The organism is Legionella sp. 39-23 (assembly GCF_001897665.1).
Classification (GTDB): Bacteria; Pseudomonadota; Gammaproteobacteria; order Legionellales; family Legionellaceae; genus Legionella; species Legionella steelei.
In genome coordinates this window covers 57957-81304 of sequence record NZ_MKTO01000023.1, presented here as the reverse complement: position 1 = coordinate 81304, position 23348 = coordinate 57957, and the positions used below count along the sequence as shown (strand labels likewise).

The following is a 23348-nucleotide window of genomic DNA, read 5'->3' as shown; positions in this document are numbered from 1 at the left end:
TAAGATGAACTAGTGATAATATCCCGAAGAGGTTTTTTTATGATGATTTTCGCCAGCAACCTTGATTTATATTGGGTAATACGATGAGAGATAAAGTTATCACCAACAAAAAAATTATTTTTTCCCATTCGGTTGCAAAAGATCACTCCAAAAAACTGCCCATATTTTTATCAGAAAGATTTTATTCTGTAAATCAAAGTCATAACAGTGCGATTCTAATCGGCTCAAGTCTAGCCCACCAGAATCATGATATAAAGCATGATCAGATACTTGATAGCTCAGGAACATTCGTTACTACAGATGAGGCTGGTGTTATTCATGGTGCACGCATTGCAGTGACCGACGGTTTGGGTGGAGGAGCCGGTGACCCCAAGGAGGATAAGGAGATATATAGAGTATCGCATGCAAGCTGTGATGCCTTTTTGGATAGCGATGAAGACATAGATACAGCACTAATCTCCATTGGCCACTTGACCTCTACGAGGACCGACGCGCACGCCTGCATGGCAGCTTTTACCTATAAATTTAAACAAGGAAAAAGATATTCGGGCGAATTTGCAAATATTGGCGATGGCTTAATTGTTGTTTTAGACAAGCACCATAAAATCAAACAGACCCTATGTGCACGCCATGTTTATCGAGGATTTGGTACTTGGACTCCATCATCGGTACAAATGTATGCAAAAACTTCTAATAAAGACAATGTACTTGTCCGGAAAACACTTGAATTGGCGGAAGGAGACATTGTTGTTTCAATGACAGATGGCATATGGGGAGAATTGGCATCCAATTTAATTTCTGAAACAGAAACACAGCGGGATATAGATATTGATCCCCAATCATTCGAAGCTTTATTTGACAAATTAGGTGATGTCCCATACCCCTCTTCATTTGATATAGCCCAAATCATTGCGAGCCACGCGATGGCCCAAAGCTTGCGACGCCGGCAGACATTAGTAGAATTAATTTTTGAACTAGAACAACAAGGCTTTCAAGAAAAATCAATAAAAACCATCAATGAGGCGCTAATTTACCTAGATAAAACAGGTATGCAAAAAACAGCAAATACTTTAAGGGCCATTCTGTTTCAGCAAGCCTTAAATGATGGGATAATTTACTTTGACAATGTGGAGATTCCACTTGATATCGTGATGCGGGATTTAAAAAGTCGTACTGTTGGAGATTGTTCGACAATTAACGTCACGCGAATTCCTTATCATTTAGATGAGCTCATACGGTGTTTTATCGCTTATCCTGAGAGACGCCAGGTCTTATTGCCACAACTCGATATGACGATGCATTCTGAAGCTGACTTAAAAGCGGCTTTTAGGCGCCTTTCTTTTGAGGTAATGCAATCTGAAGTTGATTCCAAGCTTTCTGACGTGCATTTTGAACCGACATTTAAAAAAGAAACGCTTGATAAGACCCATACCCTCTTAATGCACTATTTTCGACTATCCCATCTCTTAAACGGAAAAATGGATTATCAGAAATTGTTAGATAATTTAAATAGCTACCTAACTCAAGAAAAATCTCTAGAAAAAAATGATATTACCTTATTACTATCCATGTTAAACGACAAGATTAAACCCAAAAAAGGATTTTTTCATACATTACTTGGGGAAAATCAAAACAAATTATATAAATCATTTTATAAACAACTCGAGTCTCACTTTTTAAGTGACAAAACAGATAATCAATATCAACCCAATTAGGCTTATCAAGGTCAGTTCAAGATAACGAGTTCGTGAACGCTTACGCAGCATAAGCTATACTTGCACATTATACGAATCGATTTTAATAACCTATTTTTTATGCTTCGAAAAATAATTCATATTGATATGGATTGCTTTTATGCCGCCATTGAAATCAGGGACAATCCCTTATTAGATAATAAGCCTGTTGCAGTCGGAGGATCAGCAAATCAACGAGGTGTGTTATGCACCTGTAATTACGTTGCGCGCCAATATGGAGTACATTCCGCCATGCCCACATCGATGGCACAACGCTTATGCCCTGAGCTGATCGTGCTACCGGTAAACATGTCTAAATATAAAGCGGTATCACAATCAATAAATAGCATCTTTCGACGATTCTCTGACTTAGTAGAACCATTATCCCTTGATGAAGCGTTTCTGGATGTCACGCATTCTGCGCATTGCCAAGGCAGTGCCACATTTATGGCACAAGCAATTCGAGAAGCAATTTTTAAAGAGCACCAACTTACAGCTTCAGCTGGCGTCGCCCCTAACAAATTTTTAGCAAAAATAGCAAGTGCCTGGAATAAACCTAATGGGATATTTGTCATTACGCCTGAACAAGTAGTGCACTTTATTAAAAAGCTTCCTATAAACAAATTATTTGGGGTTGGTAAAGTCACCGCAGCGAAATTAAATCAATTAAGCATATTTACCTGCAATGATTTGCATCAGTATTCATTGGAGTTTTTAATAAAACATTTTGGCAAATTTGGTCAACAACTGTACTATCAAGCACAAGGAATTGATAATCGTCCCGTTCAACCTCATCGCCTACGTAAATCATTAAGCGTAGAAAAAACCCTACAATATGATATTCATGATCCACATAAAGCCATTAAAATAATTGATGAACTTTATAAATCATTAATTGTACGAATACAGGAAAATGCGGCTGATTTGTTAATAAAAAATCAGTTTATTAAAATAAAAATGAGTGACTTTAAATTAGTTTCGGCTGAAATCAAAAGTACGCAAGTTAACTTAGAGTGTTACAAGGAATTATTTCAAAAAATTATTCGCAATGAATCTAAACCGATTCGACTCCTGGGGATAGGAGTTCACTTTGCTCTTCCTATGGAAGATAAGAGTTATCATCAACCGTCCTTATTCGGAATTGAAGAATAAAGAGAGTTATAGACGACTCTCACGGAGATACTTGTAGCATGGGTGAAGCGAAGTGAAACCGGGGTTTCGGTCGTTCGGAGCTTCACCCAGGCTAGCCTTAAGTGGACGCTATTGTCTGCTCAGGGAATATGCTTGAGTCTTAGTTTCGGTGCATGAGGCATCAATACAGGCGCTTCAGTTACACGACATAAGTCAGGTTAAACATCAGCCCATTCGTGTAGAAGTGGTTTTGACCTAAGCCCTCTCCCATCGTTTGTTCCTCTGCACGCCCCAGCTGGTTTTTACCCCAATCAGCAAATTCATAACCCACACCTATTTGCCAATTCTGATTCAATGCTTTTTGTACCCCAGCACCTACAGTGTAGGTAAATGCGGTTTGCGTATGAGATGCGAAGTTAGGATTTTTAATAGCCTCAAAAATCTTAGGCGTATTGTCATAAGAATGAGAATCGTTAAAACCCACACCAATGCTACCACTTACCCACGGCATGACGAGAAGTCCCTTATCTGCCAATAGTTTTCCTTTTAAGGCAACATGAGTATGCTGGATTTTATAACTGTAAGTGTAGTTATTAAATTCTGGATCGGCATCATCCCAAATGTCACCTGAAAGACGAGCATTGGTAGTTGCAGCAACTGCCACACCTAATTGCCCCAAGAGAGTTGGAGTTAATGAGCGTTGCACACCTAAAAATACCTCAAAATCTGCAAGAGCGCTGCTGGTGCTATTTGCAGCATAAGTTTTCTCAATATCAGGCGTTAAATAAAAAGTCTGGCTATCAGCACCAGTTGGCCATACTGGACCAATACTTAATGCCGCAAGATAATTAAAACGTGAAACAGGTTCACCCATGGTGCCCGCTATAACATTGCTACTTAAAACACTCGCTAATAATCCAAATAAATAAAACTGTTTTCTCATCTTAACTCCCTGCATATGAAAACCTATGAATGTAATAATGTTTGAGGCATCTAAACATAGAGTTTTATAAATATCAATAAACTAATATGCCTTTCTTTGTTGACGAATAACTCCAAAACCTGTAGAAAAATGAGCATTAGAGTAAGGAGCCACGTTAATGGCTTTTTTTGCTACTGTGTTTACTACTAAAAAGGATATTAGAGTGAAAATAATTCCATTCCAATTAGCACGTGTTGCTTTATTTTTAATGATGGGTCAGGCTTTTGCGGGTAATCCCATTCTTCATTCTTTAGACAGGGCATTTCCAACACAAAGCGCTACACTAGGTGGAAGTGTCACTTCGACATATACTTTTACAAATAATCTTCCTTTTGCCTTTAAAAAACCATTTCGCGTGACACCAATACTTTGTCCTGCCGCGAATCAAGAATGTACTGCTTATGAAGCCGAATTTAAATACACCGATCTATGTACTGGTAAAAAATTACAACCTAAAGAAAGTTGCACCTACAGCATTACCCTAACACCTAATAGTGTTGGACGAAAAACTGTTATGGTAGCGTACAGTGGCTATGACAACAATGTAGTGAATGTTCAACCACCACTCACAACTATTGCAACAACAAACCCTGCTGGCCTTTTTGGTACGGCACGCTTTCCTTCAGCACAACCTTTACCAAGCCAAGGATTTGCGAATACAAACTATACAGTGGCATTTACGTTTACAAATTATGATGCATCTACAGTCAGTTTTACGCAGAGCATTACTCAAAATAACAATCCGAACCATCCCAACTTTTTAATTACTAGTAACAGCTGCATTCCATCAGGAACAACCGGAACATTAGCAAGCGGTGCACAATGCACTATTACCGGCACTTTCAACTCACCTACTAATGGCTCCTTTAACTTATCAGCCCAATTAATTGGCAACCTAAGTTCTAACACCCTCACTACATCAACCACGGTACAATCCGTTTCATTCAATCAACTGATCGGCGTTGATTACAATCCCAATCATTATACCAATAACTATCCCTTTAATTTTCACGATGTTTTTTATACGGGAACACCCAATAATCCCGCTGCAACCAATGTTTATGCAGAATTGCAACAATTACAAAATGCAGGATTTACCACCGTTCGTTCCTATCAAACAGAACCATATAGTTGGATAGATATTATTAACCAAGCCAACGCGTTAGGAATGAAAGTAGTTTATGAAGCGGTGATTCCACAACTTCCAAGTGATACTAATTATCCTGGATGTCCGCTAGGTGCTCAAGATTATATTCCCTGTGCCCAAGCCACATTAAATGCTGTAATTCAAGCAGTCACTCCCGCGGTGTTCAATAAGACAGTCATCCTTGTTTTTGCAGGACATGAAAATTATTGTAATGCGGGGAATACAGTTCCTCCATGTACAGGAGCCTCAAATGTTACTTATTTAACGAGCGCAGTGTCAGCCTTGCAAGCAACACTTACTGCCCAAGGGATGACAACTCCTGTAGGTTCCGCACTCATCAGTGGAAATTTAGTCACCCCGACCCCTGCAATTTCTGCGGATATGCAAACATTAATTAACTCTTATTCGCCTACCGCTCCATTAGCCTTCGACCCTTACCCTTTTCAATGGGGTGTATCTCCAGCAACAGCCGCGGTATGGACTCCTCCATTAAGTTCAACAACCCAACAAACTAATTCACTTGCATGGGATTACATCCAAGTTGTAGGTTCAACAACACCTCCCGCCTTACCAACGGCTAATCCGCAGCCATTTTACACAGCAGGTCGTGTTTTATTAACCGCAGAAACAGGATGGGCAACCGCAGGAACCACTACCGGATATGCATGCAACTCCCCTGGCCCATGTGCTCCATCCGTTGCAAATGCTACCTCCTACTTTCAAACGCTTTATCAACTAGGCACAAGTAATTTTGTACAAACATCTGGATATAATATAGGTGTACTCGCATTTGAAGCCTATGATGAACCCGCAAAACCTGGACCGACTGCAGAACAAAATTATGGCCTTTTTGACTCAGCCTGTACGCAAAAAGGAGCAGGATTGGTTCCCAATAATACAATGGTATCCGCTACTGGATGTCAAGGATTTACCAACGGTACCCTTTTAACCATATTTGGAACTACCCCTCCGACTCAATCCTCATTTATAGTGCAAATTACTTATCCATCGGGGCAGCATCCGAACATTAAAGCGACGATACCTGCTAATTCTGGCACAGCTCCGAATATAAGTTCAGTAACGCCTTGGCCTCAATTCTTAATTTATCAAGGAGCACAAATTACTGTTTCTTCAACTACAAGTACACAATCATGTACTACTACGGCTATCACAGTAACTGCCATCCCTTCTGCAATTACTTTTGGGCCAATGAGTTGCACAAATCCACCACCCAGTAGCATGGGATGTTTTGGTCTGGGCTGCCAGTTGTCGAATCCTTTTTAGTTAAATAATTAAGGTTTGTCGGGCCAAAGCCCGACCTACGCCCTTCATTGATTTAATCCAAACAAAAAGAACGAATAAAAAACGACGTGATCAAATATTTGACAAAATAATACTCATTAATGTAAAATATCGCCACTTTGACCAATTAACACACACTTATAGGCGAGATAGCATTATGAAAGCAAAAAAAGAACCAGCGAAGGTAAGATTTTATCAACCACAACCTTTTCCAAAAACGAGCCAGGAAGCTTATTCCATACTAAGAACCACTGAAGATTTATCTGATATGGCGGGTATAGTATTTCGTTTTAAACAATTAGTTAATATTCAAAAAAGTGTTTTGACCTCTCTTACTCTTGCAAATCCAACAATACGTGATAATCAAAAATTCATCGACGAATTAGAGGCACGTATTAATAAACTACAAAAAGCCTTAGATGAAGAAAAACCTTACCCATCTTTGTATGGTGATGTGTGTAAGATAAAAGCAGATCTGGGCGTCATTTTGGGATATTACCAATCGCAGATGAAACAAAGTCAGCCCATTGTTAAAAGCTATATGAGACAAGCTCAAAGTAGCACTAGTGAACTTACGGCTTTAGCATGTGAACTTGCAAGCGAGCAGCACCCTATCCTAGATAAAAAGGATTCAAATATGCTCACCAAATACACCACTAATTATTGTGCGAATAGTATTATGCTAGAAGATGTAGGCACGATTGATGGGATTATCCAAAGACCCTTTTTACTTGATCACAGTGATGATCCACAGTTTTCCTACCTCAAGTAATATTTTCAATAAAGAAAGAAGTATCAAAATTTCTTTGGTACTTCTTAAAAAGGAACTCTTTTGCAAAACGAATAAGGAGTAAATCAAACATGTGTAAAAAATGTTTCATCGTTCTTTTTTGTTTGACACTACTTTTTTTTCCCTCGAAATTTGGCCATACAAGTTCATCAATAACACAACAAAAAATTAATCATGCGGTGACTGTTTTTATGCACAATAACCATGTCCCTGGATTAGCATTGGCAGTACTCAAAGACGGCAAGCCCCTACTCATAAAAGGATATGGTTATGCCAATATTGCAACAAACGATCCAGTGAACACTAAGACTTTGTTTGGAATTGGTTCTGTTTCCAAAGTGATCACTACTTTTGCCCTGATGACTTTAGTACAAAATGAGAAAGTAAATATCAATCATTCGGTCTTGGATTATGTACCTAAAGCGCCTCAGAAATGGCGACTTGTGACTATTCAACAATTACTGTCACACTCTAGTGGTATTCCTCAGCACCGAGGTCCCCACCTCCCCTGGATTAAAGTGTGGAACGATCTGGCTAAAAAACCCTTGCAGTTTCAACCCGGTACTGCAATTGCTTATAATAATTTTGGCTTTGCTGTATTAGGACGTGTTATTGAAAATGTCAGCCATCAAACATTACTCAATTACTTAACACATGCTGTTTTTAACCCATTAGGGATGCACGATACAGGTTTACCTGACGCACTCTTTCCTGCAAATTTAGCAACAGGATATCAATCACAAGCAGGAAAAATTACCCTCAATCCGAATCAACGACCATGGCAACAAATGGGCGGTTCAGGCGGGATCGTATCCAACATCGATGATATGGCCAAATGGGATAAGGCAATGTCTGCTGGAGCAATATTAACTCCTGCAGCGTATCGTCAAATGTGGACACCGGTTTTTTTAAAAAATGGCAAACCAGCAGGCTATAAAAATTGGGCTTGGGCTTTAGGCTGGCAAATTTCATCCATTGATGGCAAACGCATTGTGTTTAAAAATGGGGCGATAAGAGGCTACAGCAGTTGGATGGAACGCCACCTTGATGACAAAGTAAGTATCATTATTCTCACCAATACCAATCATGTACCATTAAGACGCCTTGCGAAGCGAATTTTCAATCAAGTCATGAATGCACCAGCAAACTAAAGTTTGCTGGTAATTCGTCCCCTAGAGCGCCTAAAAATGTATTTTTGAGACATCACTTTCATACAGTCACGCAATAGACGCGTCGTAGTCATTGTTCAAATGAGTAAAAAAATTTGTGGGCTCTCCGGTCACTCGAGATCAACTAAAAAGTTTTGCCTCCGAATCCATAGTAAATATTAGGCGTTTTATTCTCACTTACTTTTTTCAATTCAGTGAGTTGTTGAATTGCCTGTGTTCTTTGTTCACTATAATCAATCATTGTATATAGTAGTTGATTTGCTGATCCTACCTGCAATAATTGAGCATCACAAAAACTTAAATTCTCTATAATATCCCCAACAAGCATGATTTTTTTATCCACAAATGCCTTGCTCAATTGCTCCTCTGCACTTTCTCTGTTGCATTTAATGGCGCAAATAATGGAACAAGGCAACACCTGATAAGCTAATACTTCATAAGCATGAAGTGGCCAACCGGCACTAAGAGTCATTGAAGATTTAAAAAACTCATTAATATTTCTTGTCTGCACTGTTTGTAGTTCATTGAAATCAACCACAATTTCTTTGTTGTCAGTAGGAGTATCTTGTGCTCGTAACAAACGCACTTGTCCCTCCGAGCCGACATATTCAATGTGCGTAAAATCTGGAAGTGCAATGGCATATATATAGGTATCTTCTTCATTGAGTGGAAAAATAGCCGCGCTTTCAAATTTTGTACTCATGCAAATGCATACAGCAGGATCAGCATCCACAGCTCTATCATCAAGGCCTCGATCATTAATATATCCTCGAGACTTAATTGCCTCTTTCCACCAGTCGTTACCAAAAGCTTTAATTTTTGGGAAAAAACCTGTTTTAAAAATCAGCTCCGGTGGCCTGGTGTCTGAACGAAAATAAATTCGTCCTTGTACTTTAGGCAGGGTATTTTCTTTATTAGGCATCAAAGAACTCCAATATTCAGCGAATCCTAGTTGCTTACAATCAGGATTTCCTTAGAATAGATCTCAATAGTTCCTGGTTGCAAGCGTCCAGGCTACCTTTTTCTTGTGTGCAGTAGGTCGTGGAGCGATCGAAGAATGGGATTATGCGTTATGGCTGTAGGCGATTACTTTATCTTTACCTGATAGTTTTGCGGCATAAAGTGCATGGTCAGCCGCCTTGATAATTTCCTCAATAGAAGCACCGTCTTTGAGTGCTTCTGCCACACCAATTGAAATGGTGACATTATTCAATAAAGTACCTTTAAAATATATTGTTATATTTTTTATCTTTTCACGAAGTTCTTCCATTTTATTCACGGCATTATTTAACGCAGTATTCAACAATACAACAACAAACTCCTCCCCTCCGAAACGAACGGGAATATCGCTTTCACGAAAACTGTCTTTTAATAGTTTTCCTATCGACTTGAGTAATTCATCTCCCGCTAAGTGGCTGTACGTGTCATTAAACTGTTTGAAATTATCGATATCCAACATCGCAACACATAATGCTTTTTTTTCTCGAGCAACTCGAATTAATTCCCGCGACAAAATGTCATTTAAATAACGTCGATTATATAAATCAGTTAAGGGATCATGTAATGACAACTCACTTAATGACACACGCAAATTTATATTAGCAATAGCAAGTTTAACAATATTTCCAAAAGAGTGAGCCATGTCTTGTTGGTGTTGTGTTAACTTCTTGTCTTTTGGCGCTAACAGATGAATCACACCAATCAATTCATTTTGTACCATCAGAGGTAACGCCATATATCCTCCTTGAGGAGGAGTCTGAAAATGGGAACAAGGCACTGATTTGGTGGGATCATCAACTACATTAGTGGTCGCTTCACGAATTGAAAAGCAGTCTATAGGAAGAAATATAGTGGGTAATAACTGTTCCTTTCCCCACTGGGTTACTGTTTCCATTTGATTGATTGCTTTATTATAAATTGATAAACCGCCACTTAAGTCAGGAAATAAATCTTGGGCAATTAAATGGATTCGTGGGTACGCTTCTTCGGTTGTAATACAAATTTGTAGTGAACGATTTAGTTTATTTAATAAACTTTCGCCATGTTCTAATAACTTTAATTCATTTAAAGTTTCCATCGTTTTTTCATTCAACTGCCGCATTTTTTCATCATTCTGGACACGATCACTGATGTCCTTCATTTGTATAATGAAATTAATCGGCTCCCCATACTCATCACGTATTAAACTCGAACTAACCATCCCCCAGATAATACTGCCGTCTTTGCGAATGTATCGTTTTTCCATGTGTGAAATTCGCAATTCACCTTGCAGCAGCTTATTCATGGCGTCTCGAGTCATAGACACGTCATCGGGATAAGTAATTTCCAGTATATTTTTGTCATGTAACTCTTCGTCACTGTAACCCAGAATTTCTTGTAGTGTACGATTGGCATGAGTACATCTTCCCTCAGGCGACACAATGGCCATGCCGATTGGTGCATTTTCAATAGTATTGCGAAAGTTTTCTTCACTGCGCCTTAAATTGGACAATAGATTTGAACTGTATATTTCCAGATAAATTGATTTCATTAACAATTGACTTGCTTGTTTGGTGACATAGAGCATGATAGTTACATAAAACAATGTTGCTATCAGTAAAATAAATGACAGCAAGGGTGTCAAAGACAAGGATAAAAAAATCAAGAGCAACCCAACTGGTATGACAAAAGCAATGTATGCATTATGGATTGTTAGCAATAGAGCTGCAGGGGCTCCAAGAAGACCAATAAGATAAACAAAAATTACCATACGATAAAGCGGATCATTTATATAGATAAAGAGTGCTCCTCCTAAGGCCCATAAAATACCTGACAGGAGATTATTCACTATAAAATATTTTTTCCAAAAAGATGGATGAAATAAACCATCCTGTTTTTTTCGACGAGAATAATGAACTAAAAATAAACCTCTTAGCACATGGTTGAAAAGAAACATCCCCACAATCCATATAACGATTAGAAGTTTATTATTCACTTGGTGCCAAATAATTGTGGCAAAAAAAAGCATCGCCAAAAAATCGGCAATAATTAAAATATAAAATTTTTTATATGACTCGGCTATGAGCTTATTTTCTATTTGTTCGCTCTTAATGCCTGGGAAGTCCATATGATCCTTAAAAGTTTATCATCTATTAAAATAATAGTATTGATTCATGGAATATCCAAAATTACGCTTAAAACTCCCTATAAAATCAACGATTATGCAACAATTGCTATGCCTTAATGCTATTGAACTAAAAAACACCAAAAAAGCTTCTGCTAAATATCTATTTATTTTACAAAATAAAATTTTTAGGCTACATAATATTGAAAGGAAATTTAATAATAAGAATACTCATCATGAAAAAATGGACCGGTTTCTTTGTATTTTTGGTGGCACTGATTCTTGTGGCTTTTTATGCCATTGGTTTTACAATTAAAAGTACCTTAAATAAAAATATAAATTCAATACCTAAAACTTCCGCATTTAATGTTCGTCTTCATAAATACCATTGCGGCTGGTTTTCATCTCAAGCAGTCATCTCTGTTAAGATGCATATTCCTTCGCAAACGATTACAGATAAAAATAACGTCACTAAAACAGAACCACCAGTTGATCTGGATATCGACATCCCCATTCTGATCAAGCATGGACCTTTTATAGTAACAAATGATGGCATACGCTTTGGGATGGGATTAATCACTACTCAACCTGAAACACATTATGAAGCATTTATTAATTACCTAAATAGAACCATATTTAGGTACAGACTCCCCTCTTTAGCCATAGAAGGAAAAATTGGACAAAATGAAGGAGATTTTCAATTAGCGTGGCAAGGCTTAACTTCATTACTTAGTGTTTCTTCTAATCTTGATCATATTGATGGTAACTTCCAACTATTAGGGCTAAATGGAGCCGCCAGTAACCCTGCTAACGCAGGAAGTAATCTCAGCTTTAAAATTGGTGAAATTGCCTATGATTTTAAACTGAAGCGATATCAAGACTGGTTATGGTTAGGGCAGTCTCGCTTTGATATACCTACTATAGCAATCAATCTAGCAGGCAATCAGGTATTTGAACTCACTGGATTTAACTTCCTGGCGAGCTCTGATGTGCATAATGAAATATTGGACGTTGACCTTAAACTGTCCCTAGAAAAACTATTCGCTAATAACCAAAACTATGGACCAGGAGTGTTACATTTGAGTTTAAGAAACCTTGATCCGGTCATTATGGCAAAAATCAATCAACAAGAATTCAGCATGATGCAAAATAATAGTGATCCCAATGTGATCGTACTTGCATTTGCCAACGAACTACCTCAACTCCTCGCTAAAGGAGCTGTATTGGAACTTTCTGAAATGACCTTGAATTTACCCGATGGAAAAATTGTAGGGAATTTTAAAGTAGCACTACCCAAAAATGATAATAATGATTTATCACAGGTCATGCAAAAGTTACAAGGTGAAGGATCATTTAAAGCACCCATGGTAACAGTAAAAACACTTTTGGCCGCATCGCTTAAAAATGAATCGTCCGATAATACTCAATCTAATCCAGAAAACACATCAGAGCCTTCTGCTAGCCCAACACAAGTTCTAGCAAACCCTAATAATGATAATGATGTGGATAAAAAAGCAGATAAAATATTACAAGACTTAGTCAGTAAAGGCTTTTTAAAGATTGAGGGTAATGATTACGTTTTCACTTTTAAACTTGAAAACCAAAAAATTATGGTGAACGGACAGGTTTTTAATCCTGACATGCTGAAATAATTTGAGTTACTTCGTTCTTATTGAACATAACTCATTTATTCTTTGAGATAGAAAGCCCATATGACCTATTGATATGGGCTAATTTTTTCTATTCGAGACGTGCCCTTGGACGATCCTCAGAACTCAGACGATGATCAAGATGAGGGTTCATAATATGAGGGTTCATAATATGATGCTCTAAAAAGTTGTCAACAATTTCTGTCAATAGTGCAACTTTCTCTGAAGCAGGTAGATCTGCTGCCAAAACTCCTTGAGTAATACCCGCAAACACTTGAGCCAGAGGAGATTCTGTAAGTTGCATTCCGGCTCTTCTGCCCCTCGACAATAGAGCATCTTCCTGCAAAGCTCTGCCAATCCCAGTAACTACTGAAGATGCCATCTCTTGTTTCGTCATACGCTGAACAGTTTTTTCTTTTTCAATTCCTTTAGTCACAAGATCCGTCGCAACAGGTTCATCACTTTGAATACCCGATAATGTAGATACCGTCCCAGCAAGAACTTTCTTTCTTGACCTAGGAGAGAAAAAAGAAAGTAGCGCATTACTCAACTTATCTGTATTAGCTGCTACGACAATTTGTTGTCCGCCTTCATCATTCAATTCACCCTCAGTCTTTTCTTGCTCGATATGCTCTTCTTCTTTAACTCGTTTCGTTTTTTCAGCTTCTGCAACTTTCCCTGCCTTAGGAGCATTCTGAGGAGCTTTCGCTCCATTTGTAGCTAAATTCTCATGACTTCTTTTAAAATTTACTTCCAACCAATTGACGAGTAGAGAAGGCTTATCAACATGAATGCTATGTTTATCATGATGACATGGTTCTATAATATTCCGACCTTTCTCAATGTGTGGCACATGTTTTTCAACAACAAAGTATTCTTTTGTTGCAACAAATGGAGGCAGTATACTACCTGGGTAAATAATAAAATTATAACCAAGAGATGCTGCCAACAACATAATAGAAGGACTTTCTTGGGTCAGATAGTTACGAGAACGGTCACGCCACAGGTTAATACCACCTTCTTCCTCAGCATGACGTCTAGCAAACTCATCGACTGATTTATCAATAGGCAACTTAAGGCCTTCTACTGAGGTATAAAGAGGCATTATTTCGGAGGATGTTTTCTCAAAACCGTTTTGAGATACCCATGTATGCCAACGAACAATCTCAAAATTCTTTCCTTTGTCTACAGCTAATTGATTGATAATTGCAATTTTTTCATCCATCGATTTATTGTGGCATGTGCCATTAAATACTTCAGGAGTAAGGCCCAAAGGCGCTAAGAAAGCACTTAGATTTTTTTCAAAATAGGACTCACCCAGCTCTAGGGCTTGCTGCTTAAGAACAGCCTCTGCATCCTCAGGTGTTTTCTTGAGATTATGCCAATAAATTTCATCAGCAATTAAAAACGTTGTTTTACCTTTAACATCAGGACTATCAGGAGTAGTTTGATGCGTAGCTACCGCTTGTTGCACAATAGCTTCTAAATATTCGCCGGCACAATACTCATTTCCTTTAATGCTCAAAAGAACTAAATCTTTTGTAGTCTTTAATGAGGGAAAGCGACTTTTACTATTATCTTTTTTATCTTTTGAATCAAAACTAGCGGTAACATACTTACCATTTTTTGGACCTATAACTTTTGGCATCTAATCTTTCCTTTAACGCTTATTGCTATTTTCAATACGCTAGCAATTTTCTTTCATTCACCTGAAATCTATTTTAATCAGGATGATACATAGTTAAAATTAATATTGGCCTTCAAAAACATAGCCATAGTATAATTCATTTTGAAAAAAAAATAACCACTTTTTCCTGCAAATAGTATATAATAGTCTCATTAACATTTTATTAAGAACAGATTATTGAGATGAATTTATTAAGCAAGTAAATCCATTAATATTAGGTCTGTGCAGCTTAAGGTAAACAAAAATTTTACTTAATAACCCTTCGTTATTAAGTTCATTGTACACGGTGAAAAATGGATTCTGAAAAAATACAAGAATTACAAAGCATTATTAATCAAAAAAATGAAGAAATTGCGCGATTAAATCATGCTCTAGAAGAAGAGCAATTAAAATTTAAAAATGAATTGCAGGCAGCTCATGATTATTATGAAAACATTATTGCCTTAATGCCAGGACATGTTTATTGGTTGGATAAGAATAATGTATTTTTAGGTTGCAACGATTTACAAGCCGCAAGCGCACGTTTGCAGTCACGCAAGGACATTGTTGGGAAAACCAATTACGATATGCCATGGAAAGATCAGGCAGAAGAATTAAATAAGCTTAATACATTAGTCATGGAAACGGGCATACCTCATACTGCGGAAGAATATGCAGTCATGGCAAATGGAATGGGAATTTACTATTCTCAAAAAGTTCCATTACGTAATCAACAGAATGAAACTATTGGTGTATTAGGTATTTCACTAGACATTACAGAACACAAAAAAATGGAAGCCGCTTTGCGTCGCGCTAAAGAAAACGCAGAAGTAGCAACCCAGGCTAAAACCGAATTTATCGAAAATATGAGTTATGACATTCATACCCCATTAAGCGGGATTGTCGGAATGTCGAGACTTTTAGAAGAAAAAGCAGAGGATCCTGAAAGAAAACAATATGCACGTTGGATCCATGAAAGCGGTGAGAAATTATTGGACTTACTTAATGGGGTTATGGAAATCGTTACAGCAGATAATCTTCGTGAAAATGATGTCAACGAAGAGTTATTTGAATTACGCAAAAACATCAAAGATATTGCCCATCTCGTCCAACCAACCTTGGAAATGAAAAAGATTCAGCTGAATATCGACATCGATGAAACTGTACCCAATACCGTTATTACTGATGGAACGAAATTGCATCGAGTTTTGTTAAATCTTGTTGGCAATGCAATTCGATTTACTGACGCAGGTACAGTCACCATTAAAGTAGAAACACTCGCTCATGAAAATAGTTACACGCAACTTCGATTTAGTGTGATCGATACTGGAATCGGCATACCTCATGAGCTACAACGCAAGATCTTTGATCGGTTCTTTCGTGCAATCCCCTCTTATAAGAGCCAGCATAGTGGTTATGGTGTAGGTCTTCATGTGGCACAAAAATACTTAAGTCTACTGGGTGGAGAAATACACTTAGAAAGTGAGGTTGGAAAAGGCTCTACTTTTTATTTCTGCCTTAGCACGAAAGTGGGATACAACGAGTTCGCTTCGTCACATGATGTGACGCAAACTAATGCACTACAAACAACTGCCACTGCTTCACCACTCATTCTTCTCGTAGAAGATAATATTATTTCTCTTCATATGATTGAAAATGTTGTAGAACAAGGAGGCTATCAATTTTACTCCGCTATCGATGGCGAGCATGCGATGGAGTTATTGGAAACAAATGATTTTGACCTGATCATTACTGACGTAGGGATATCCAATAGCGAGGATAAGAATCTTGTTCAATCTATACGCGATCTGGAAAAACAAGCTCAGAAAAACCCCATACCGATTATTGGCTTAACGACCAGCACTTCAGGTGACGCATCAAAACATTTAAGCTTAGGAATGACTAAAGTATTAACCAAACCCATTCATTTAAAAGCACTACAAGAAGTAGTTAATGGACTCAATTTATCCGCCAAAGAAAAATGATGTGAGCAAATGCAATGAAGCGAGACCTGGGATTCAAATACTCTTTTTTCTCGCTTCACCGCACCTACTTTATAGAATAATTTTATGGGGTTTCAAAATAATTCGTATCAAACGGATAACAAACCCAGGTCAAGGTTGACCCATTGTAATTCACTTCAAGTGTCGAAGCATTTAAAGAAGTTAAAGTAGGTTGTTTCTCTATATAACAAACACGTTTTCCCCCTTCTACAGTCACATAGTAATAAGATGTGGTTGCTTTATAATCAGTAGGAAGATAGTAGACCGTGCCTTGTTTTTCCAAAATAACAGGTTGCCCAGTAATCAAAATTTTGTCTGCATAAGCCCCTGTACTGAGTATCGTCAATGAAAAAAAAGCTAATAGTAGTTTTTTCATAATAATTCACTCCCTGAAATGTGCACGATATGCTTAAGTATAGAACAATAATGTGACTCCTACGTAGCTCCATCTGCAATAGCGTTTCGAAAGAAGTCTATTGCATCATTATCACTGCACGAAAGCGTACTTTATTTGTCATCATATCTTCAAAAGCTTTTTCCGTCTGTGCAAGCGGGTACTGTTGAATCATTGGACGAATCCCCGTTAGTGCACAAAACTGCAAGGTTTCTTCTACATCGATTGCGCTTCCAGAAGCCCAGCCTTTAATCGAGCGATTAGCAGAAATAAGCTGAGTCGATATCACTTCAATTGGATCATGAGATGCCCCTACAATAACTAACTCTCCTTTATTGGCAAGCGCGTCAATTAAGGGTGAAATCGATTTTCCGCTCGGTGCTGTGGCTAAAATTACCTGGGCACCACCCAGTTTTTTTAATTCAAGAGCCACATCTTTGTCAGCAGAATCGATATAAATATGAGCTCCTAACTTTTTAGCGAGTGCTTCTTTATCAGCGCCCTTAGACAAAGCAACGGTTTTAAATCCCATTTTATTTGCAAATTGAATTGCTAAATGGCCCAATCCCCCTACTCCCTGTATTGCAACTAAGTCCCCTGCCTGAGCAACACTATGCCTTAATGCATTAAAAGTAGTGATGCCCGCACACATTAATGGCGCTGCCTCAGCCAAAGAGAGTTCATCAGGGATTGCAGCGAGCGCCTCAACGGGTGCGATCATGTATTGGGCATAGCCACCGTCGTAATCTAAACCAGTAATCTGATGATTTTCGCATAAAATAAAATCCCCATGACGACATGGAAGACATTGGCCACAACGTGCCCCTGCCCAGCCGACACCAACACGTTGGCCCACTTTCCATTTGCTCACATTAGGCCCAAGCTCATCAATGATGCCTGCGATTTCATGGCCTGGAACTCGTGGGAATTGGAGATTAGGCCATAAATTTTCCTTCACAAATACATCAGAATGACAAACACCGCATGCAGCAACTTTAATACGTACTTGATTTGTTGTGGGCATCACCATATCTCGTTCAACAGCCTCCCAATCCCCTGACTTATTAACCTGTACGACGTTCATCTTCTTCATTGCTCATTTCCTTATGTAAGCCACTACAAATAGAATTATGATTCAAAATCCTTATTCTGAAGTGTAGACAATCCCCACAAAATTTCATGAATCGTTAGACCTCTTTCGAAATACATAAGAACGATTATAATGGTTGAAAAGCGCTAGAATTTACCTATGGCATATGAAGCATCACTTCATTCGAAAGGAATATTATGAATACCCTGGATTGGTTAACAAAACTTATCGAGTTTGATACAACCTCACGCAATTCCAATTTATCACTCATAGAAGCGCTAGCTAATGCATTGAATGATTACCAAATTAATCCCATTTTAATTCATGATAGCAAAGGCCTTAAAGCAAATTTGCTTGCATCTATTCCTGATCGCAATGGTCGATTCGATGGCGGGCTTATTTTATCTGGCCATACCGATGTAGTACCTGTTGATGGACAAATCTGGGATAGCGATCCATTTCGCGCAACAGTTAAAGATGAAAAAGTGTATGGCCGAGGGGCTTGTGATATGAAAGGTTTTATTGCAGTAGTCATGAATCTCATTCCACAATTAAAAACGCTTCATCTAGAATTCCCTCTACATTTTGCTTTTTCATACGATGAAGAAATTGGTTGCCTTGGGGCGCCAGACCTTATTGAGAAAATGACCCAGTTAAATTACAAACCCAAAGCATGTATTGTAGGCGAACCAACTTCAATGCAACCAGTAATCGGACATAAAGGAATACACTGTTATCGCTGTCAAATTCATGGCGTAGCAGCCCACTCATCATTAACCCCACAAGGTTGTAATGCTATAGAGCATGCTGCATCACTCATTACTTATCTTCGCAATATGGCACAACACTTTAAATTTCAAGGACATCAGGATGGGGCTTATGACGTACCTTATACAACAATATCTACTAATCTTATCCAGGGTGGAAATGCATATAATACGATCCCTGGTTTGTGTGAGTTTGTTTTTGAAATTAGAAACTTAGTCGCCGATAATCCTGAAAAGCTCCTGCAACAAATTGATGATTATATAGAAGCGGAGCTGCTTCCCACACTACAGAAGGAACAATTGAACACCAAAATAATTTTGGAAAATCTCGCTCAGGTCCCTGGATTAGAGACAGCACCTTCAGAACCAATCGTTCGTGCCGCCCAACTAATTTGTCACAATGAAAAGCAATTAAAAGTTGCTTATGCTACGGAAGCAGGCTTATTTCAACAAGCAAAAATATCCACTATTGTTTGTGGCCCAGGTAGCATTGAACAAGCACATCGTGCTAATGAGTTTGTAGCTCTTGAACAATTGCATCGTTGTGAACAATTTATTATGGAGTTCTTGAAATCACCATTCCTGACTGGCCCAAAATGAACAAATAGTTGTCTAAAAGTTATTAAATAACTCCATTTTCATTTGAATAACACGTTCAGATAAGGCTTGCTATTTGCGGTGAAACCAGGCAAAAATAAATAGACCTCTTACATTTGATTGAAGTGTTATCTCTTTCGTTAATTTAAGTAATTCGCGCCAAATGAGAGAAAAGCATGATCATCTTATACATTCCATTCTGTGAAGAAAATGATCTAATAGCCAAAGCAATTGATTGGAAAAGCGAACTCAGCAATCAAGACATACTCATCATCCAACATGGTAAAAAAATTAATTATCAACCATTGCTGCATGAACCCCTCACAATCTACGTGCTCGCACATGGTATTGATAATTTATTAGAGCGCTTACATCTGGCGGGCAATTGCCCTGTTACACAGCGCACAACACTCCTTAGTATAGATAAAATAGCCGAACGTTTTAACACTGATTTTCTCTATCTGCATCAAAGGGTTAGAAATATCAAACTTTATTTTTGTAATACTAAGGGAAATCAGAAGTCCATAGCAGAACAATTTCATCGGAATTTAATCTTATTTGATGCCTTTGTTGATTATTATGCAGGGACCCTTTTTGGCCCTTCAAAAGACAAAAGAAAGTACTCCTGTCGTGATGGTCAATGGTTTGTCACCTCCAAAGTACGTCAAACATTATATAAAAAAATAGATGTGGATTCGAATGAGCCAATAGGCATCAAACAACTGAGCCTCCTCAATTTCTTTGAAGACGCCAAACAAAAGCGCCTTGAGTTCGTGCATGAACGACAAAAAAAGGCACGTCATGAATTACTAATGAGAAAAAGAAAAGAACATCTAGAGCATCAGAAAATACATGGTGACGATATAAATACCGATGGGCATACCAACAATCACCAGGCATAAGCTAAAAAATATAAATCGCTCGCTGAATATGCATTAGACATGTCCTATGTGCATTCATTGTATCGCAAACACAGTACTCCTATTTAAAACCTAATACTTTAATTGCAAAAAAAACTTAACTTTGTTAATAACAACTTAATAAATCTTTATTACAATGTGTCAATATAAAATCCAGCCATAGGTTCATTATGCCAACCATTCGCTTCAGAGAAACCCCTTTAATCCGTGAAATCTTAACAATTTATAAAGACTTACGAACGAAAGTCATGGACGACGTGCACAGTAGTGTCATTGAGGTTCCTGTAGAAAAACAAGGCTGGGGATACACGTTTGGCCTGACTTATAAAGAAGGGATTATAGAGGGATTAGAATATCCTCAGCCTGGTGGGTTATCAAGCTTGGCCAGGAAAATACAAGAGCAAGGTCATTCAATAGAAACCAAAAGAAACTGTGACTATTTCAACTTTGTATACAATACGTGTTATCAGTATATTGCGGATAATCAAAACCGTTATTTTGGGCGTGCTAATTTAAATGATATGTCACATGGTAAAGTTATAGCCATGGTCTTATTAGCTCACCTTTGTCGTCAAGCCTTGGAAAGGCCTATTGAAGAGCAAGAAAAATACAAAGAAAGAATTCAGCGCTTCACGGTTGAACTACTGAAACATAAAGATATTCAGAGTACAAGCAGCCAAGATGACAAGCTCCTTTCCTGTAAGTCCACTCTTGATCGCATATTTTCCGCTTCGCACCAAGACAACTCCTCTGAGCAAGAAAATAAAATTGATGCTTATTATCAGCATATTGAAGACACAACCCGAAAGTTAAATGAATTGCTTATAGGCATTGATAACTACATGTTGCCGCTATTTAGCGGGCAAAATCAAATTGATGTGACACATTTGCAGGAGCTGTTTAAAAGAGAACATCAAGCTACTTTTACTACTACAGAACAAAGAGTAACTCATGATCCCTTTATCGGAGAATTATTTGGCCGACCTATAGCTGCCTTACAAACCGATAACTATCTAGAACTTTATCATGGACTCGATTATCAATTACCCAAAGAAGGTAACTTTTTATGGGGGCGGTTTAGCACTGAGCAGCAAGAAAACTTTATCAAATTGTTAAAGTTGAGAGATAAATTACACGTTTTGCAAAATGAACTTAAAAAACTTCATCAGTTTACAAGTGGCAACAAAATCGGTTACTTCAATGATTTTATTAAATTGTCCGAACCTTACTTGAAAGACATTCATCATGTCAAAAGTGAATTAAATGTTTGCTTAGAAAAATTTGAAGCAGATTGCGGTATAGTTTATCGAGAGCGAAGTAAAGCCCAAAGCCCAGCACGAAGCATATGGGAATCTTTTTATTTGAATAAACTCCCATTAGTTGAAGTACGAAATCATTTTGTTGCTGCATCACGACAAATTAGTGCCGCATTTGCAAGCATTCCATTTGATTGCTTTAACGCACTCAAGGAATTCAGTCAGGAAGCTTATGAGATTTTAAAACGAGGGTGTGCACTATTTGGTGACCAATTTGATGTGATAGGTAGCGATTTTCAATCGGATATATCACGAGCACAAGCAAAAGAGTTGAGCCGACAAGCTGAGCTTATTTTAGTAAAACAAAAAAATATTTTAGCTGAGTATGACGAACTACTTCTACAAGCACGACAATCTTCTGATGAAACCACAGTGAAACTAGTTGAAATTCTGGAACGCCGTCGAGCTATTATTGCGCAAATTATTCAAGCCATTGAATTACAAACCAGTGATATTGCTGAAGAAGAAGGATTTGTCCTTGTTGAGAGCAGTAACTTTGAAACTAAAATACTGGAAGAAGAACATCAAGCTACTGGTTTTCTACATATTATCAGAAACTACTTATCGCGCCCATCAGTGAGTACGCTTGAATTTACTGCTTTAAAAGCAGAGTTAGAAAAACTAGGCATTGAATTAAGCGATGCTCAAAAAGCCAATGTAAGCTTGCAACAAGACAATGGAAAGAAAGATGAATTGCTTTTGCAAAAGGATGAGTTACTTTTGCAAAAAAACAATGCGATTCAGGCACTTACTGCAGAGGTTCAAAAAAGAGATAAGCAATTGGAGCTTGTCGCAGGGATTGCAAACACCTCCATACTCACAGCATATAATTCTCATTTATTATTTGAGCGCATTACAAACAACCAAACTGCACAAGTAAAAGAATTATTAACTGTAGTAAAAAATTTTGAGGACATACTCCGGCAAGGAACAAATTATGAAAAGGCCTATGAAACAAGAGCAAACAAATACGACAACTCATTATTTTTTAGCCATAATGGTAATGGTAAAAAGCACGCACGCATGGTTATGACTGAATGGACGAGTCATCTGCATTCAATGATGAACCAAGCAATCGCAGAAATACTAAAAAATAAACAACCTATAGATGCAAAGACACTAGCTGTACTTACAAAATCGCTTTCTGATGCCTTAGTAGTTTCAATGAATGATTTGATAATTAATGAAAATTACAGCAGTTATAAACAACATTCATTTCGAAATTATCTACGCCATTTTCATCAACAGTTAATAGTTGACGGGCAGTTACACGAAACATTAACTGACGAAAAAGGTCCAATAAAAGGCGTTAATGCAATTTTTGCAACAGTGAATAGTTCATTCGATCAAACAGAATTAGAAGAATTCGAGATGTCCATACAAGATAAACAGCAAAAGTTGTCTCTATGTTAACACTGATTTCATTGATAGGCCGTATAGGGATCGAACCTATGACCAAGAGATTAAGAGTCAGTTTTTTATCAATTTCACAAGCTATCAAAAAAGTTCAATTACAACCAAAAGTCCTTGTTATTACTGAATTTAAACATTATTCTAGATATCAAAGAATAACAAAATAATTCATCTAA

Annotated in this window: 16 protein-coding genes; 10 read left to right on the top strand and 6 right to left on the bottom strand. The window is 37.8% G+C overall.

Annotated elements, in window-relative coordinates; all coding sequences use genetic code 11:
• The first annotated feature begins 83 nt into the window (after positions 1-83).
• Together BGO44_RS09760 and dinB are read left to right on the top strand one after the other, a co-directional pair.
• A complete protein-coding gene (locus BGO44_RS09760; RefSeq protein ID WP_273197081.1) occupies positions 84-1715 on the top strand; it encodes a phosphocholine hydrolase Lem3 in 1632 nt (543 codons plus the stop codon).
• A 99-nt stretch (positions 1716-1814) separates the two neighbouring features.
• Positions 1815-2885 carry a DNA polymerase IV gene (gene dinB / locus BGO44_RS09755; RefSeq protein ID WP_273197083.1) on the top strand — a complete coding sequence of 357 codons (1071 nt, stop codon included), beginning with the start codon at positions 1815-1817 and terminating at the stop codon, positions 2883-2885.
• A gap of 178 nt (positions 2886-3063) precedes the next feature.
• Here dinB and BGO44_RS09750 read toward each other — a convergent pair whose 3' ends face one another.
• Entirely contained in the window at positions 3064-3807 is a 744-nt protein-coding gene (locus tag BGO44_RS09750; protein WP_273197085.1) for an outer membrane protein, read from the bottom strand.
• 157 nt (positions 3808-3964) lie between these two features.
• On the opposite strand from BGO44_RS09750, the gene BGO44_RS09745 reads away from it, so the two are divergent.
• The 3 genes from BGO44_RS09745 (at position 3965) to BGO44_RS09735 (ending at position 8236) form a co-directional block, all read left to right on the top strand.
• Complete coding sequence (locus tag BGO44_RS09745) at positions 3965-6277, top strand: glycosyl hydrolase family 17 protein (RefSeq protein WP_273197087.1); 2313 nt, start codon at positions 3965-3967, stop codon at positions 6275-6277.
• A 175-nt stretch (positions 6278-6452) separates the two neighbouring features.
• The gene (locus tag BGO44_RS09740) at positions 6453-7067 is read left to right on the top strand and encodes a hypothetical protein (RefSeq protein ID WP_273197089.1); all 615 of its coding nucleotides are present in this window, start codon (positions 6453-6455) and stop codon (positions 7065-7067) included.
• Positions 7068-7156: 89 nt separating this feature from the next.
• The gene (locus BGO44_RS09735) at positions 7157-8236 is read left to right on the top strand and encodes a serine hydrolase domain-containing protein (RefSeq protein ID WP_273197091.1); all 1080 of its coding nucleotides are present in this window, start codon (positions 7157-7159) and stop codon (positions 8234-8236) included.
• A 142-nt stretch (positions 8237-8378) separates the two neighbouring features.
• On the opposite strand, the gene BGO44_RS09730 is transcribed toward BGO44_RS09735, so the two are convergent.
• Positions 8379-9176 carry a hypothetical protein gene (locus BGO44_RS09730; RefSeq protein ID WP_273197093.1) on the bottom strand — a complete coding sequence of 266 codons (798 nt, stop codon included), beginning with the start codon at positions 9174-9176 and terminating at the stop codon, positions 8379-8381.
• Between the two features lie 141 nt (positions 9177-9317).
• The gene (locus tag BGO44_RS09725) at positions 9318-11360 is read right to left on the bottom strand and encodes a GGDEF domain-containing protein (RefSeq protein WP_273197095.1); all 2043 of its coding nucleotides are present in this window, start codon (positions 11358-11360) and stop codon (positions 9318-9320) included.
• Between the two features lie 233 nt (positions 11361-11593).
• Between BGO44_RS09725 and BGO44_RS09720 the strand changes: the two genes are divergently transcribed.
• On the top strand, positions 11594-13009 hold the full coding sequence (locus tag BGO44_RS09720) for a YdgA family protein (RefSeq protein WP_273197097.1): 1416 nt from the start codon (positions 11594-11596) through the stop codon (positions 13007-13009).
• 88 nt (positions 13010-13097) lie between these two features.
• Here the strand turns inward: BGO44_RS09720 and BGO44_RS09715 are convergent, their stop codons facing one another.
• The gene (locus BGO44_RS09715) at positions 13098-14654 is read right to left on the bottom strand and encodes a hypothetical protein (RefSeq protein WP_273197099.1); all 1557 of its coding nucleotides are present in this window, start codon (positions 14652-14654) and stop codon (positions 13098-13100) included.
• Between the two features lie 332 nt (positions 14655-14986).
• Here BGO44_RS09715 and BGO44_RS09710 point away from each other — a divergent pair, with 332 nt between their 5' ends.
• Positions 14987-16657, top strand: a complete 1671-nt coding sequence (locus tag BGO44_RS09710) for an ATP-binding protein (RefSeq protein ID WP_273197101.1) — start codon at positions 14987-14989, stop codon at positions 16655-16657.
• Positions 16658-16739: 82 nt separating this feature from the next.
• Here BGO44_RS09710 and BGO44_RS09705 read toward each other — a convergent pair whose 3' ends face one another.
• The gene (locus BGO44_RS09705; protein ID WP_273197103.1) at positions 16740-17051 is read right to left on the bottom strand and encodes a hypothetical protein; all 312 of its coding nucleotides are present in this window, start codon (positions 17049-17051) and stop codon (positions 16740-16742) included.
• 97 nt (positions 17052-17148) lie between these two features.
• Positions 17149-18162, bottom strand: coding sequence for an alcohol dehydrogenase (locus tag BGO44_RS09700; protein WP_273197105.1), 1014 nt, complete (start codon positions 18160-18162; stop codon positions 17149-17151).
• 194 nt (positions 18163-18356) lie between these two features.
• On the opposite strand from BGO44_RS09700, the gene argE reads away from it, so the two are divergent.
• From argE to BGO44_RS09685, 3 genes are all read left to right on the top strand, one after another.
• Positions 18357-19526 carry an acetylornithine deacetylase gene (argE, locus tag BGO44_RS09695; protein WP_273197107.1) on the top strand — a complete coding sequence of 390 codons (1170 nt, stop codon included), beginning with the start codon at positions 18357-18359 and terminating at the stop codon, positions 19524-19526.
• 173 nt (positions 19527-19699) lie between these two features.
• A complete protein-coding gene (locus tag BGO44_RS09690; RefSeq protein ID WP_273197109.1) occupies positions 19700-20425 on the top strand; it encodes a hypothetical protein in 726 nt (241 codons plus the stop codon).
• 188 nt (positions 20426-20613) lie between these two features.
• On the top strand, positions 20614-23172 hold the full coding sequence (locus BGO44_RS09685) for a hypothetical protein (RefSeq protein ID WP_273197111.1): 2559 nt from the start codon (positions 20614-20616) through the stop codon (positions 23170-23172).
• Positions 23173-23348 lie beyond the last annotated feature (176 nt).